Here is a 15,101-nt window from a genome sequence, read left to right as displayed (position 1 = left end):
TTTTATATGAAAGGAGCGCTAGTATGGCGAAATCCAAAGTCTATTTCACCAAAGATATCTCTCCGGAATCGGTAATTAGAGCCTATGATGCGCTGGGCGTACAGCTTCCCGGCAAAGTTGCTGTAAAAGTGCACTCCGGCGAAGAGGGCAACCAGAATTACTTACACCCAGAATTTATGCGCCCTATGGTTCAGGCTGTAGACGGCACCATAGTGGAATGCAACACCGCATATGACGGCGCGCGCGACACTACCGAAAAGCACGAAAAGCTTATGGCTGCGCATGGCTGGAGCAAATATTTTGACGTAGACATTATGGATTCAGAAGGCCCCGACGTAGTATTCCCCATAAAAAATGGGCGCGTGTTGAAGGAAAACTTGGTTGGCAAACACATAATGAATTACGAATCTATGTTGGTGCTTAGTCATTTTAAGGGGCACCCTATGGGTGGTTTTGGCGGAGCGCTTAAACAGCTGTCTATCGGGTGTGCGTCTAATGCTGGCAAGGTGAATATTCATACTGGTGGCGCATCGCTTTTGCAGGCTGAATTCTGGGATAAGCACGCCAAGCAGGACGATTTTCTGGAAGGTATGGCTGAGGCTGCCGAAACGGTAGTTTCTCATTTTGCGGGCAATTTGGCATATGTCAGCATAGCCGTTAACCTGTCGGTCGATTGCGATTGTTGCGCTAAGGCGGAAGACCCATGTATGGCAGATATTGGCATTTTTGCCTCGACAGATCCTGTAGCAATAGATCAGGCATGCATTGATGCGGTTCTGAATTCCACCGATCCGGGTCGCGATCATCTGCTTGAGCGTATAGATTCCAAGAATGGTCGCAAAATTATAGACGATGCGGCGCGTTTGGGATGCGGCAGTAAAGATTACGACCTTATAGAAATCGATTAGTCGCTTGCTGGTCTGTGCGCTAACTTAGGAAATTTAGATGGCTGACCAAAAATATATGCTGCTTGCCATTGAATTGGCAGCGCATGGTCGCGGTTGGGTTAATCCTAATCCGCAGGTTGGCTGTGTTATTGTGAAAGACAATCGCATAATAGGTCAAGGGTGGCACACAAAATTCGGAGCGCTTCATGCAGAACGTGAGGCGCTTCTTTCATGCAAGCGGGCAGGAGAGGACACGCTTGGCGCTACGGCGTATGTCACTTTGGAACCATGTTGCCATACTGGCAAGCAACCACCTTGTTGCGATGCGCTTATAGAAGCGGGCATATCGCGCGTAGTTGTGGGCTCGTCCGATCCAAATCCGCTTGTTGCAGGGCGCGGCATTGCAAGATTGCGCAGCGCTGGCATAAAGGTAGACGAAGGTGTACTGCGCAGCGAATGTGACGCTTTGAACATGCCGTTCTTTCATTTTGTAACCACTGGAAAGCCTCTTGTTATTGCTAAATTCGCCACTACGCTAGATGGCAAAATAGCCACGCGAACGGGCGAATCAAAGTGGATTACGGGAGTTGAGGCACGAGCGCGCGTACATACTGACCGCGCAAGATATGCTGCTGTCATGGTTGGTGTGAATACAGTTCTTGCCGATAATCCCATGCTGAATGCGCGCGGTGCGGGTAACAATGCGCACCAGCCGACAAGAGTTGTTTGCGACACGCGCCTGCGCACGCCAATAAACAGCAATATTGTTAGCAGTGCCAATAGTATTTCTACTGTCATAGCTACATGCAATGAAGATGCGCTTTTGCACGAACAATACAAGCAATTCGGTTGCACAATCTTAAATGTTTCGCAAAACCGAGAAGGCCACATCTGCTTAGACGATCTTTTGTGCAAGTTGGGCAAGATGAATCTTGATAGCGTCATCGTCGAAGGGGGTTCAACTTTAATGGGCGCCATGTTCGATGGTGGCTATGTAGATAGGGTACAGGCATACATTGCTCCAAAGATATTTGGCGGCTCTCTTGCGCCATCTCCTGTAGGCGGTACAGGTTGCATACTGCCCGCCGACGCTACCGAATTGAAAAACATTTCAGTTTCCAGCCTTGGATGCGATATTCTCATAGAAGGCGATGTGGTATCGAATCGGCAGCAGACCCAAAACTAGGAGGGCGCATGTTCACGGGAATAATAGAAGAAGTTGGGTCTGTGCGCAGCATAAAAACTGGCGCGCGAGGTGCCACAATATCTATCGCGGCACAAAGTGTGCTTTCCGGAACAGAAATTGGCGATAGTATTGCCGTAAATGGCGTGTGCCTAACTGTACGCAGTTTAGATGCTTCGGGTTTTGTAGCCGATGTTATGCCCGAGACTTGTGCGCGATCCACTTTAGGTACCCTCCGATGCGCCGATGCGGTTAATTTGGAACGCGCATTGCGGCTGGCGGACAGATTGGGCGGTCATATAGTTTCTGGGCATATTGATTCTACCGGGCAAATTAAGTCCATTACGCAAGATGACAATGCGGTGCGCATTCGCGTTGCCGCCAATGCGCAAACTCTGAAATATGTAGTTGAAAAAGGTTCCGTTGCGCTGGACGGAATAAGCCTAACAGTTGCATTAATCACAGATTCGTCGTTTGAGGTTTCTGTTATTCCGCACACATTTGGAAACACCACTCTGTCATCTAAGCGCGTAAACGACAAACTTAATATAGAGTGCGATATTATTGGCAAATACGTCGAAAAATTAATTGCGCCAAGCAAATGTCAAGCGGATCGCTCGGTGCAACATAGCAACGGTATAAGTAAGGAATTTTTAGCCGAGATGGGCTTTTAGCGAAAGGAAAGCAGCATGGCTGTATTTGAAGGGAAAGTCGTAGGTCAAGGTGTGCGCGTAGGTATTGTGGCATCGCGATTCAACGAGTTCATAACCGCAAAACTACTTAGTGGTGCGATGGATTCTCTTGTGCGACACGATGTGGCAGAATCCGACATAGATATAGCTTGGGTTCCGGGCGCTTTCGAAATTCCACTTATCGCAAAACGTATGGCGCACAGCGGTAATTACGATGCGGTAATTTGCTTAGGTGCGGTTATACGTGGTGCTACCAGCCATTACGATTATGTATGTGCCGAGGTCAGCAAGGGCATAGCTCATGTTTCTCTTGAATCGGATGTGCCGGTTATGTTTGGCATTTTAACTACAGACACAATAGAGCAAGCCATAGAGCGCGCCGGCAGCAAAGCGGGCAACAAGGGTAGCGAATGTGCGGAAGGCGCTATAGAGATGGTCAATCTTTTGCGTGCAATGGAATAATTTATTGCGCTACCTAAAACAAGCGGGACTGGCAACTTTTGTTTCCAGTCCCGCTATCTAGGTTTATCTCAGCGGTACCCCAAATTTTAATATAGGTTGTTTATTCGTTTGCAAATACGATACTGTCTAAGCCAGCCAAAGAAGCATCGCCCTTTACGGGCTCCCATACATTATCTTTAAGAGTGTATTCAATATCGGCATTCTCGGTAATTATTTCGCATTCATCAAATGCTTGCATTACCTTTTCTCCAAGCGCTGTAGTGGCTTCTTCTTCAGTCATTTCTGCAAATGCAGGGTCACTTGTAATGCCTGAAATAACGTCATTCATACGATTTTCAAAATCGGTGTAACTTTTCGAAGTTATGCTTACAGAAGCTGTGGCATTGTTGTCATTAACAACTATTTTATCAATGCTGTAATCAAATCCATCTAAAACAGCAGCTGCGAACTCTTGGGAATCTATGCCCATTTCGTCTAAACCTTCACTTTCGGCTACTGTTGCCAGTTCGGTCATTGCCGCCTCATCAGCATTTTTATACTTATCTAGCTGTTTTGTCAGGCTATCCCGGATAAGTTGTTCGCTGTTTTGCCCCGCACATCCGACCGTGCAGAGCACACCTGCAGCCAAAATACCTGCTGCGATAAGCGCTAGAACTTTCTTCATTTCTCTATCTCCTTTATTTATGAGGGTGTTGTTCCCACACAACCCATATACAGCTTATTCTACTTTTACGTAGATATTTACAATGTTGCGCTAAACACAAATTAACGGCGCGTTATTTACGCGGATAAATCGATGTTAGTTGTCTAATTTCGTTTATCGTCTGCTGTATTATTGTTGCATTCGCTCTATTAGAAAGGAATCGTATATATGAAAGCGATAATTCCTGCCGCGGGTCTTGGAACTCGATTTTTGCCAGCCACTAAAGCTGTTCCGAAAGAAATGTTGCTTGTGGCAGATAGACCTGCCATTCAGTATGTGGTCGAAGAAGGGCTAGCAAGTGCGGCAGATGAAGTAGTTATCGTGAATTCACGCGAAAAGCGTGCGATAGAAGAGCATTTCTCGCCCAATCCAGAATTGGTGGCGCTTCTGCGCGAGCGTGGCAAAAATGAATACGCCGATGTTGTTGAATATGTTGGCAATTTGAACGTAACTTATGTATATCAAGACGAGGCGCTAGGTCTTGGGCATGCCGTATTGTGCGCTGCTGATGCTTGTGCGGGTGAGCCTTTCTATGTACTTCTTGGTGATGTACTAGTGCCTAACAACAACATGCTTCCCGCCATGCAGGAAGTATCAGATGCTCATGGTGGGGCTAGTGTTATAGCTGTTATGCCTGTTCCCGATGAAGAAGTTAGTCGTTTCGGAGTTATAGCAGGTGCAGAAGTATCAGACGGGGTTTGGAAAATAGACGCGCTTGTTGAGAAGCCGGCGCTTGAAGATGCGCCTTCTAATCTGGCTGTATTCGGGCGCTACTTGCTTACTCCACGTGTGATGGAGCTTCTATCTGATGTAAAACCCGGCGTTGGTGGTGAAATTCAACTTACAGATGCGCTAGATGCGCTTTTGGCTGAAGAAGAAATGTATGCTTTAGTTATAGATCCGAAAGATGGTTTTGATACAGGCACCGTTTCGTCTTGGCTTGATACCAACAACGTGCTTTTTAATCGGAAGTAAAAGTGGTGCCCCCTAAATGGAGGCACCTGAGGAGGGGATGATGCGGTTACCCTCAACTCACGCTTTCAAGGGGTAAAGCGCCCAAGCAATTGAAGTAACCGTGCCTATGAGTATATGAAATTCATTTGAATTCCGTATGATGGGTTTCTGGACAGATTGTGGATTCCGTTTTTTGGCTATGTTTTAAAGCGCTATTGAAGGGATAAAACATTTGTACGAATTTGGTATAAATGATAACATCTAGCATATGGAAACAGCTAGTCTTTTTACAGAAATGGAAGATGCAAATCGTATGAGTGTCGCCCCGCTTGCGGTGCGTATGCGTCCGCGTGCGTTGGAAGATATTGTCGGTCAGCAAGATGCGGTTGGTGCGGGAAGCTGGCTGCGCAGCGCCATAGAAAACGATTCGCTTAGCTCTGTTGTATTGTTTGGACCGGCGGGTACTGGTAAAACTTCCATTGCGCATGTTATTGCTAATAGCACCCAAGCTACATTTGTGGAAGTTTCTGCTGTGGGTGGCACAGTTAGCGACTTGCGGCGTGAAATATCCGCAGCTCAAAAGCGTTTAAGCTCTAGGGGCATGCGCACAATACTTTTTGTCGATGAGGTACATCGTTTCAATCGCAGCCAGCAAGACGCTTTGCTGCATGCTGTAGAAGACCGTACTGTTGTATTGGTTGGCGCTACTACTGAAAACCCTTACTTCGAAGTGAATTCCGCACTTCTTTCTAGAAGCAGGGTGGTGGAATTGCACTCGCTTTCCGATGCTGATATATGCAGTCTTATAGATTTAGCGCTTACTGATGAGCGTGGACTTAATAGTGCGTTTGCAATAGACGATGCTGCCAAAGATGCCATAACGCTTCTTGCTGCAGGCGATGGGCGGACTGCGCTTAACACGCTAGAATTAGCCTCGCAGCTAGCTTTAAGCGCAAACAAAAATAAGGCTACACCTGCCCTTATAACCGAGCAAATGGTTCGCAGCGCAACACCGCATCGTGGGCTTCCCTACGATAAAAATAAAGATCAACACTACGACATAATATCTGCATTTATAAAGTCTATGCGCGGCAGCGATCCTGATGCTGCCCTGTATTGGTTGGCTCGCATGATAGAAGGCGGGGAAGACCCTAAATTTATAGCGCGCCGCATATTTATTTTAGCTGCGGAAGACATAGGTAACGCCGATCCTCAGGCGTTGCTTATAGCCGAGGCTGCATTTCGTTCTGCCGAGGTTATAGGGTATCCAGAATGTCAGTTAATACTGGCGCAGGCTGCTACATATATGGCTCTTGCGCCGAAGTCGAATGCAGCGTGCGGCATTTTTGATGCTTTGAGCGAAGTGCGCAAGGGTCCGCTGCGTAAAGTGCCTGATTATCTGCGCGACAGGCATCGTCCGGGTTCTGAAAACTACGGGAAGTATAAATATCCGCACAATTATCCCGGTGGCTGGGTTGATCAGCAATATTTGCCCGATGGTCTACAGCGAGGCGCTTTTTGGCATCCGGGAGATCGCGGCTGGGAGGCGTATCGCACAGAAGCCACACTGAGAGATCGCGATATTACCGAAGATTAACATTTTTCGTCATATTCTTTACAACATTTTAACTTGCTGTCGAATATGATATAAAAACCAGCTGCGCAGGCATAGAATGTAATAATGTAGTAAGCGCGTTTGATGTGTGAAGGAGGGCTGCGCAATGGATATATTGAATATGATACTACCGATAGTTTATATCGTTGTAGGTGTGGCGCTTATTTGGTTTGTTGTGGAACTGGCGCTGACCATTAGAAAGACTCGCAGCACTGTAGAAGATATGCAAAAACAAATCGAGCCAACGCTGGCGAATGTTGAGCAACTAACAAGTGATGCGAAACCTCTTGTAGAGCGCGTTTCTCTTACGGTCGATGCTGCAAATTTGGAGATTATGCGTGTAGATGAAATTCTCCAAGATGTTAGCAGCATAACTGGCACCGCATCGAAAACTGTCACCGCGGTAGACAATGTAACCAGTGCTCCACTCGATCTTGTTAGTTCATTTACGAACAAGGTTCGCGATAAATTCGCTCCAAAGCGCGCATCAGATATATCTAAAGAAATAGGGGAGGCTAAAGCCGATTCTTGCAATACAACTTCTGCGAATACCGATGCATCTGCTGATTCCAAAGAAGTTACTACAGAAAAGCCAGTAGTCAGCGGTTATGTTCCAATTGATTCTGAAGAAAAAGCCGAGGATATTTCGGTTGCAGATGTATCTGCGGATGGGGCATTAGATGAATCAGAATAACGACGGCGCATCTGGGCATATTGGACATATAGAAGAATTGAAAGCGACTGAGCTTCAATCAAAGAAGCTGCAGTCGCTTCCTAATTTTTCGGGTGACAGAGTGCGTAAATGGTTTATGGGCGTATGGACGGCTATAGGTGCCATAATTTTAGTCGGAGTTATCGTTTACCTTCTAAATGTATTGGCGCTGCCCGTCAGTATGCTTATTTGGACTTTGGTGTTCATTTTCTGTCTTAGAGGTCTAGTTAATGGATTCGGGCAAAAAATGAATAGAGCGCTTGCCACCACGCTTGCGTATGTAGTTATGTTCGTCCTTCTTGCAATAGTTGGAATTCTTATGTTCTCGCCGATGTTCGGTTTGAACAGTCAATTTGTGAATTTACTAGAAAGTGTTCCTGTATATATAGCAGACTTGACGCGTTGGCTAAGCGAAACATATTCGAAGTATTCGACATGGCTGGAAAACGATACTGTTAGAAATATGGTAGAGAGTGTAGGGACATCGGTTTCTAGCTGGGCATCTTCTATGGCATCTGGAGCCGCTAATACTGTAGTTGATATAGGTGCTTCAGTTGCAAACGCATTTATGGCTATAGGTTTTGCCATGGTAGTTGCATTCTGGATTCTTATGGAATTGCCAGATATTAAAAGAGAAGCTAAAAGGCTTATAAGCCCGAAGTTCTACGACGATGCAGAATTTCTACACATTACATTTACGCGCATAATTGGTGGCTATATAAAAGGAATGTTTTTGCAATGCTTGCTTATTGGCGTTGCTTGCGGATTTTTGTTTGCGGCGTTGGGCATTCCTAATGCGCCGGCTTTGGGTGTTATTACTGGCATAACTAATATCGTTCCTATTGTAGGTCCGTGGATCGGCGGAATTATCGCTGCTATTCCAGCCATATTTGTAAGTCCGCTAACCGCCGTTGTTGCAATAGTGGGTTTGGTTATTATTCAGTGGTTTGTCTACACGTTCGTTAGTCCCAGAATAATGTCTAGCTCAGTAGATGTGCATCCCGCTCTTACGCTTGTTGCAATGATGTTTGGATCTGCTATTGGTGGTGCCATGAGCGGGCTTCTTGGATCGCTTGTGGGAATGCTTTTGGCTATTCCCGCCGTTGCCGTAATAAAAGCTTGCTTTGTTTACTATTTTGAGAAACATACTGGTCGTCAAGCGGTTTCGGCAGATGGTGTATTTTTTAGGGGAACCCCGCATGAAGTAGATGGTGAAGCCCATCCTCTAAGCGATGCCACATCTGCGCGTCCCTACGACGAAAGCAAAGATAGCTTCAAGGCGAAGCTTAAAGGACTTATAAAGAAAAAAGATAAACAGAAATAGCTAGCCGTTACCGAAGTGGTATTTGGTGTGTTGTCATATATTCATACACTGGTAATATAATGCTTTCGTACATACTTCCGCGATGAAAGATAGCCGATGAAATATATGACAACTGCCCAGATACGTGAAGCGTATCTGAATTATTTTGAAGAAAAAGGCAACAAACGCATGCCCTCTTCTTCCTTGATACCAGACGATCCGTCATTGTTGCTTACCAGCGCCGGTATGGTTCAGTTCAAGCCATACTTTCTACAGCAAAAGCAGCTGGAAGAGCCGTATGTGGGAACCACTACTGTGCAAAAATGCGTTCGCACGAACGACATTGACATTATTGGCACTACAGGTCGCCATCTTAGCTTCTTTGAAATGCTTGGAAACTTCAGCTTTGGTAAGTATTTCAAACAGGAAATGTGCTCAATGGCACTAGACTTCAGCGTGAATGTCTTGGGTCTGCCAATAGAGAAGCTCTACTTTACTGTGTTTGAAGATGACGATGAAACTATTCAGATTTGGAAGAATTTAGGAGTGCCCGACAGCCATATTTCTCGTCTCGGCGAAGATGACAATTTTTGGCGTGCTGGTCCAACAGGGCCTTGTGGACCGTGTTCTGAACTTTACTTTGACCAAGGTCCAAGTTTTGGCTGCGGAAAGCCAGATTGCGCCCCCGGATGCGACTGCGATCGTTTCTTGGAATATTGGAATTGCGTGTTTACTCAATTCGACGGTCAAGAAGACGGCTCGTTTGTTGAGCTGCCGAAGAAAAACATTGATACCGGCATGGGGCTAGAGCGCATTGCTGCCATAATGCAAGGTGTTCAAAGCAACTATGAGACAGATGTGTTGCGCAGCTTGGTTGCTGTGGGTGAGCGTCTTGCAGGCGTTAAGTACGGCGAAGATCAAGCTACCGATTTGGCGCTGCGAATAATGGCGGACCACAGCCGCGCGGTTACATTTATGATTGCCGATGGCATACTTCCCAGTAACGAAGGTAGGGGCTATGTGCTTCGCCGCCTGCTGCGCCGTGCCATCATGAAGGCTCATTTGATAGGCATAGAAGGACCGTTCCTCAACGATTATGTCGATGAAATTGTGCGTCTCATGGGAGACGTTTACCCCGAAATAGTGGAAAATAGGGAACTTGAACGCAAACTTATCCTTGCAGAAGAAGAGCGCTTTGGTGCTACCTTAAACCACGGACAAGCTTATTTAGAGGATGCGTTGTCTAATTTGGAAGGAAATACACTTTCCGGCAAGACTGTCTTTGTGTTGCACGACACCTATGGTTTCCCTGTAGAAATAACTAGCGAAATAGCCGCTGAGCGCGGAATAGATATTGATATGGATGCCTTCGATGCCGAGATGGCAGCTCAGCGCGAGAGGGCTAGAAGCGCTGGTGCAAAAGATGCTGAGGCTGCTTGGTCTACATATGGCGGAATTTATGCCGATATCTTAAAGGAGCTAGGACCTACGAATTTTGTTGGCTACAACAATATTTGCTTCGATGCCAAAGTTGTAGCGCTTGTGTCCGATGGGCAGTTAGTTAACACTATTTCTGAGGGCACCAGCGGCGACGTTATTTTAGACAGTACGCCTTTCTATGCGGAAATGGGCGGCGAAGTGGGCGACACCGGCTATATTCAAGGCACTAATATGTGTGCGCGTGTGCTCGATACAACTGCGCCAGAAAAGGGTTTGGTCAGGCACAGCGTTAAAGTTGAAAGTGGCAGCATTTCTGTAGGAGATGCGGTAGAGGCAACAGTTGATGCAAAGCGTCGCGCATCTATTGAACGTAACCACACAGCTACTCATATTCTTCATTCAGCTCTGCGCAAGGTTTTGGGAGAGCATGTGCGGCAGGCTGGAAGCTATGTTGGACCAGACCGGCTGCGTTTCGATTTTACGCATTTTGAAGCGCTTAGTGCAAAGCAAGTGGCTGAAGTGGAACATGTAGCCAATATGGCTGTTATGGAGGCTGTGCCTACCAATATTTACGAAACAACGCTAGATGAGGCGCGCGCGAATGGTGTAACGGCGCTTTTTGGCGAAAAGTACGATTCCGATGTCCGTGTTGTGGAAGCGGGAGATTTTTCGCGTGAGCTATGCGGTGGTTGCCATGTTGGAAACACTGCCGAAATAGGCTTTATAAAAGTTACTGGCGAGACTAGCGTGGGTGCGAATACGCGGCGTATAGAAGCTGTTACCAGTTACGGCGCACTAGAGTACGTTAACAAGATAGAAGCGGAATTGCGTGAAGCAGCAGCCGAATTGAAAGTGCCAATGTTTGATGTTAGCGAACGTACCGCATCCAACCTAAAGAGCTTCAAAGAATTACAACAAGCTGCCAAGCGCGGTAAAGAGGCTGTATCTGACGATGGCATTACCGAACTGCTTGCAACGATTAAGCTATCTAGTGCGGGATACCCTGTTATTATTGCGAAGGCTCCGGCAATTGAGGCTGGTGGTCAGCGTCAACTTTGGGATGTTATGCGTGCACGTATGGACGAACCCGGCGCTATTGTTATTGCGGGCGAAAATGAGGGCAAGGTTATCTTGATGGCAGCTGGCACCGATGAGGCGGTTGCTCGGGGCTTCGACGCTTCCCAGATAATAAAGGCCATTGCGCCAGCCATAGGTGGCGGTGGCGGAGGTAAGCCTTCTATGGCGCAAGCTGGAGGAAAGAATCCTGCTGGCATAGAGGACGCGCTCAATATTGCGCGCGATATGATTTTGTAGCCAGTGTAAGAGCGCTAACACCAGATTTGGCTTGTTGCGCCTATCTAGTGTTAGCGCCTTGCAATAGTCTGCTATATTATTTCATATGAGAATAATGGCACTTGACATAGGCGAAAAGCGTATCGGAGTTGCTATTAGCGATCCTGCCGAAAATGTAGCTTCTCCCGTTTGCGTTGTCCCTTATCAGGAAGTAATAACAAATGGAAAGGCTTGGCGACGCATTCTGGAAGACTGGGAACCTGAGTTGTTGGTGTGCGGTCTTCCTCTTACGCTATCGGGTCAGCGTGGAGTGCAGGCAAAGCGCGTATGTGATGCTGCCGAACAAATAGCTAAGAATTGCGCATTGCCGCTGGAATTTACCGATGAGAGACTAAGCTCTGTCGAAGCAAAACGAAGTTTGCGGGATTTAGGGTATGATGAAGCCGCAATGCGCGGTAAAATCGACATGATAGCAGCTAGTCTGTTTTTGCAGTCTTGGCTGGATTCGCATAAAACGCAGCAAGAAAGGTAGCATATGCCCCTCCGCCAGAAGCAAGTACCTATTTCGTCAACAAATAGTCGTGCTGCTCGTAGTGCCCATGCACGTGCACGGCAAGAGTTTAAAACATACGATACCAGTGCTATACAGCCCAAAAAGTCAAAACTGCCATACGTATTTTTGGTAATTATTCTTGTGGTGGTGGCACTAGCGGTGGCGCTGGTAATATTTGGTTGTCAGCCAAAGCCCGAAGGCTCTCTGCCTGCCGATCAGCAAGCTATTATTACAGTTGAACCGGGTCAGTCGGCTACAGAAGTAGCTGACTCTTTAGTTGACGCTGGACTAATAGGTGATGCTGGGGCTTTCTTAAACCTGCTTAAAGAGCAAGACGCTGCGGCATCTCTAATTCCCGGCGATTATGTTTTTAATGGAAAAACTTCTATGGAAGACATAATTGAGGCTTTAGTGGTGGGACCAACTGCCACGGGGGACACTCTTACGGTTCCCGAGGGCTATACTCGCCAAGCTATAGCTCAGGCAGTACAGGAGGCTACGGGTGGTCGTATAACATACGAGTCGTTCTTGGAGGCTTCTCGTGTTGCCAGTTGGTATGTCGAAGAATTCCCATTTTTAGCCGATGCTGGCGATAATAATTTGGAAGGCTTCTTGTTCCCGAAGACCTACACGATAACAGCTACCGATGATGCCGAATCGCTTGTACGCACTATGCTGCGCCAATATGAAACCGACACAGCGGCAATCGATTGGACTTATCCAGAATCTCAGGGATTAAATCACTACGAAGCGCTTATATTGGCATCAATTGTTGAAAAGGAATCTGCTCCAGATAATCGTGCTACTGTGGCATCGGTTTTCTATAACCGCCTAGCGTCAGAGCGTCCGTATCTAGAATCTGATGCAACTACAGCCTATGAGGTCGGTCACGATCCGTCGGGCGAAGAAGTGCATGCAGATACGCCGTATAGCACCTATTCTAATCCCGGGTTGCCACCTACGCCTATTTGTAATCCGTCTTTAGAGGCGCTGCAGGCTATATGCAATCCTGAGCAAACCGACTATATGTATTTCTACTCTGACGAAAATGGTTACACTTTCAGCGTTAGTTATGAAGACCATCAAAAAACGTACAGCTGATTAGCATCTTAGAAGGTTTGCATTAATTGAATAATAACTTATACATACTAGGTCATCCGGTGGCGCATTCGAAATCGCCGGCTATGTATAACGCGCTTTATCAAAAGATGGGGCTTAATTGGGAATATGGCTTCATGGATATTCCTAACAGCGAAGATGCCAGCGCTTTTGTGAATTCACGTGAATTTTTATCGCTGAACATAACTACACCTTGGAAACCTTTGGCTTTTCGTTTTGCAGATATCTCGGCAGCTACAGCGAAGTTGGCGCAGGGGGCGAACTTAGTTGTCTGCAAAGATAAAAACCTATTAGCCTACAATGTTGACGGTCAGGGTTGTGTTTCGTATTTAGAGCGTGCGGGAGCTGCTTTTTTGGGGGCTAGTGTTGTTATTTGTGGTACCGGTCCAACGGCGCTTAGCATTATGCATGAATGCGCACAGGCTGGTTGTGCAAAAGTAATAATGCTTAGTCGCAGCAAAGACAAAGCACAAGATACAGTGAATCGTTATTTAGACGAATATCGCAATTTGCTGTCTACAGCTATAACCCTGCCGGGCGCCGGTGCACGCCGTGTGTCGTTTTCCGATGCATACAAGAATACCGAATTTATGTTTGGTTCGTACAGCACTTCCAAACAAGCTATTGCAGATGCTGACATAATAATAGATGCTACTCCGCTAGGTATGAAGCCCGACGATCCGTCTCCAATAGATACATCTTTGATAAATAAGCGCCAGTTGATATTTGATACTGTATATGGTCATGGTGTAAGTGAGTTGCTGCGTGCTGCCAAAGATGCAGGAGCAAAAGCTCTAAACGGTCAGGGAATGCTGGTGTCGCAAGCTGTGGCAACCGTTGGTATAGTATGCGACATAGAGGAAGTGCAAATTCCGTTCTCTAACAATGAGCTATTCGACATAATGGCTAAAGCTGCTAATTTCGATCTTTAAGTTCAGTGTAGAATACTATTTATATCTTCTAACGGTTTTCGAAAGCGGGCATAAATGCATTACGTTACAGCTGGGGAAAGCCATGGACCGGAACTTACCGCCATTGTTAGCGGCGTGCCGGCGGGCATACCCATAGATATAAAGAATATCAATTACGATTTGCGCCGCCGCCAATCTGGCTATGGTAGAGGCGCTCGTCAGCAGATTGAACAAGATAAAGCCATAGTAACCGCTGGTGTGCGTTTCGGCTGTACTACTGGGGCACCCATCAGCATTACTGTACAGAATCGCGACTGGGATAATTGGAATGCGCGCATGGCTCATTTTGGATCTGCGCCAGCCGATTTAAAGCGCGAAGTTACTCCCAGACCGGGTCATGCCGATTTAGTAGGTGTTCTTCGTACCAATTCTGACGATTGCAGAGATATTCTTGAGCGCTCTAGTGCTAGGGAAACTGCTGCGCGTGTGGCTGCTGCTGGTATAGCACGCGAATTTTTGGCTGAACTGGGGGTTGAGGTTTACAGCTACGTGGTTTCTATTGGAGATGCGCGTCTGCCTGAATCTGTAGAAAAGTCGCTTGACTTATCGCAAATGCAAATGGAAATAGAATTATCTGCTACACGTTGCCCCGATCCGGCTACGACAGAAGCCATGAAATCTACCATAGATGCTGCTAAATCCGCAGGCGAGAGCTTGGGCGGAGTCTTTCGCGTTGTGGCTACAGGCTTAATTCCGGGGCTTGGAACTTATGCGTCTGCATCCGAGCGGCTTACATCGAAGTTGGGCGCGGCTATATTTTCTATTCCTGCAATAAAAGGGGTGGAATTTGGTCTTGGCTTTCGCGCTGCCGAATTGCCCGGGTCGAAAGTGCACGACGGCATATTGCTTGACGGGAGCGATTTTACGCGCACAAGCAATAATGCAGGTGGGTTGGAAGGCGGCATGACCACCGGGCAACCTTTGGTAATCTCGGCAGCTATGAAACCTATACCTACACTAATGAATCCGCTTCAGACTGTGAACTTGGATACTCTTGAAGTTGATATGGCATCGCGCGAGAGAAGCGATGTGTGCGCTGTGCCCGCTGCTGCTGTAGTTGCGGAGGCAGAAACAGCATTTGTTTTGGCTGATGCATATATGCAGGCATTTGGAAGCACGTGCATGGCGGACATAAAGTCTAATATAGCCAGCTACAAGAGTCGTTTGAAGACAATGGGGCGCTAATTGTCTCGCGAATTTTGCAGACAGGTCAT

14 protein-coding genes are annotated in these 15,101 nt (G+C 46.9%); 13 read left to right on the top strand and 1 reads right to left on the bottom strand.

Going from position 1 to position 15,101, the window contains the following annotated elements; translation table 11 throughout:
* Nucleotides 1-23: 23 nt before the first annotated feature.
* Genes G7Y37_RS07210 through ribE form a run of 4 tightly spaced genes read left to right on the top strand, consistent with a single transcriptional unit; the run spans nucleotide 24 to nucleotide 3,224 of the window.
* Entirely contained in the window at nucleotides 24-908 is an 885-nt protein-coding gene (locus G7Y37_RS07210) for a DUF362 domain-containing protein (RefSeq protein WP_165062796.1), read from the top strand.
* 37 nt (nucleotides 909-945) lie between these two features.
* Nucleotides 946-2,073: a bifunctional diaminohydroxyphosphoribosylaminopyrimidine deaminase/5-amino-6-(5-phosphoribosylamino)uracil reductase RibD gene (ribD, locus tag G7Y37_RS07205; RefSeq protein ID WP_165062795.1), complete on the top strand. Its 1,128-nt coding sequence runs from the start codon at nucleotides 946-948 to the stop codon at nucleotides 2,071-2,073.
* 8 nt (nucleotides 2,074-2,081) lie between these two features.
* Nucleotides 2,082-2,744 carry a riboflavin synthase gene (locus G7Y37_RS07200; protein WP_165062794.1) on the top strand — a complete coding sequence of 221 codons (663 nt, stop codon included), beginning with the start codon at nucleotides 2,082-2,084 and terminating at the stop codon, nucleotides 2,742-2,744.
* 15 nt (nucleotides 2,745-2,759) lie between these two features.
* Complete coding sequence (ribE, locus tag G7Y37_RS07195) at nucleotides 2,760-3,224, top strand: 6,7-dimethyl-8-ribityllumazine synthase (RefSeq protein ID WP_165062793.1); 465 nt, start codon at nucleotides 2,760-2,762, stop codon at nucleotides 3,222-3,224.
* Between the two features lie 100 nt (nucleotides 3,225-3,324).
* On the opposite strand, the gene G7Y37_RS07190 is transcribed toward ribE, so the two are convergent.
* Nucleotides 3,325-3,888 (bottom strand): hypothetical protein, encoded by a 564-nt coding sequence (locus G7Y37_RS07190; protein ID WP_165062792.1) that lies wholly within the window; start codon nucleotides 3,886-3,888, stop codon nucleotides 3,325-3,327.
* Between the two features lie 207 nt (nucleotides 3,889-4,095).
* Here G7Y37_RS07190 and G7Y37_RS07185 point away from each other — a divergent pair, with 207 nt between their 5' ends.
* The 9 genes from G7Y37_RS07185 to aroC all read left to right on the top strand — a co-directional run bounded on the left by G7Y37_RS07185 (nucleotide 4,096) and on the right by aroC (nucleotide 15,072).
* Entirely contained in the window at nucleotides 4,096-4,902 is an 807-nt protein-coding gene (locus G7Y37_RS07185) for a UTP--glucose-1-phosphate uridylyltransferase (protein ID WP_165062791.1), read from the top strand.
* A 247-nt stretch (nucleotides 4,903-5,149) separates the two neighbouring features.
* A complete protein-coding gene (locus G7Y37_RS07180) occupies nucleotides 5,150-6,478 on the top strand; it encodes a replication-associated recombination protein A (RefSeq protein ID WP_165062790.1) in 1,329 nt (442 codons plus the stop codon).
* Nucleotides 6,479-6,602: 124 nt separating this feature from the next.
* Nucleotides 6,603-7,190 (top strand): DUF948 domain-containing protein, encoded by a 588-nt coding sequence (locus G7Y37_RS07175; protein WP_165062789.1) that lies wholly within the window; start codon nucleotides 6,603-6,605, stop codon nucleotides 7,188-7,190.
* Complete coding sequence (locus G7Y37_RS07170) at nucleotides 7,177-8,532, top strand: AI-2E family transporter (protein ID WP_165062788.1); 1,356 nt, start codon at nucleotides 7,177-7,179, stop codon at nucleotides 8,530-8,532. The genes G7Y37_RS07175 and G7Y37_RS07170 overlap by 14 nt, the downstream gene beginning before the upstream one ends.
* A gap of 96 nt (nucleotides 8,533-8,628) precedes the next feature.
* Entirely contained in the window at nucleotides 8,629-11,265 is a 2,637-nt protein-coding gene (gene alaS / locus G7Y37_RS07165) for an alanine--tRNA ligase (protein ID WP_165062787.1), read from the top strand.
* A gap of 85 nt (nucleotides 11,266-11,350) precedes the next feature.
* Nucleotides 11,351-11,776: a Holliday junction resolvase RuvX gene (gene ruvX / locus G7Y37_RS07160; protein WP_165062786.1), complete on the top strand. Its 426-nt coding sequence runs from the start codon at nucleotides 11,351-11,353 to the stop codon at nucleotides 11,774-11,776.
* Nucleotides 11,777-11,779: 3 nt separating this feature from the next.
* Nucleotides 11,780-12,898, top strand: a complete 1,119-nt coding sequence (gene mltG, locus G7Y37_RS07155) for an endolytic transglycosylase MltG (RefSeq protein WP_165062785.1) — start codon at nucleotides 11,780-11,782, stop codon at nucleotides 12,896-12,898.
* 26 nt (nucleotides 12,899-12,924) lie between these two features.
* Nucleotides 12,925-13,848: a shikimate dehydrogenase gene (locus G7Y37_RS07150; RefSeq protein WP_241156058.1), complete on the top strand. Its 924-nt coding sequence runs from the start codon at nucleotides 12,925-12,927 to the stop codon at nucleotides 13,846-13,848.
* A 54-nt stretch (nucleotides 13,849-13,902) separates the two neighbouring features.
* Nucleotides 13,903-15,072, top strand: a complete 1,170-nt coding sequence (gene aroC / locus G7Y37_RS07145) for a chorismate synthase (RefSeq protein ID WP_165062784.1) — start codon at nucleotides 13,903-13,905, stop codon at nucleotides 15,070-15,072.
* Nucleotides 15,073-15,101 lie beyond the last annotated feature (29 nt).

The organism is Adlercreutzia sp. ZJ154, assembly GCF_011039055.1.
Classification (GTDB): Bacteria; Actinomycetota; Coriobacteriia; order Coriobacteriales; family Eggerthellaceae; genus Adlercreutzia_A.
This window is presented reverse-complemented; position numbering and strand designations above follow the sequence as displayed.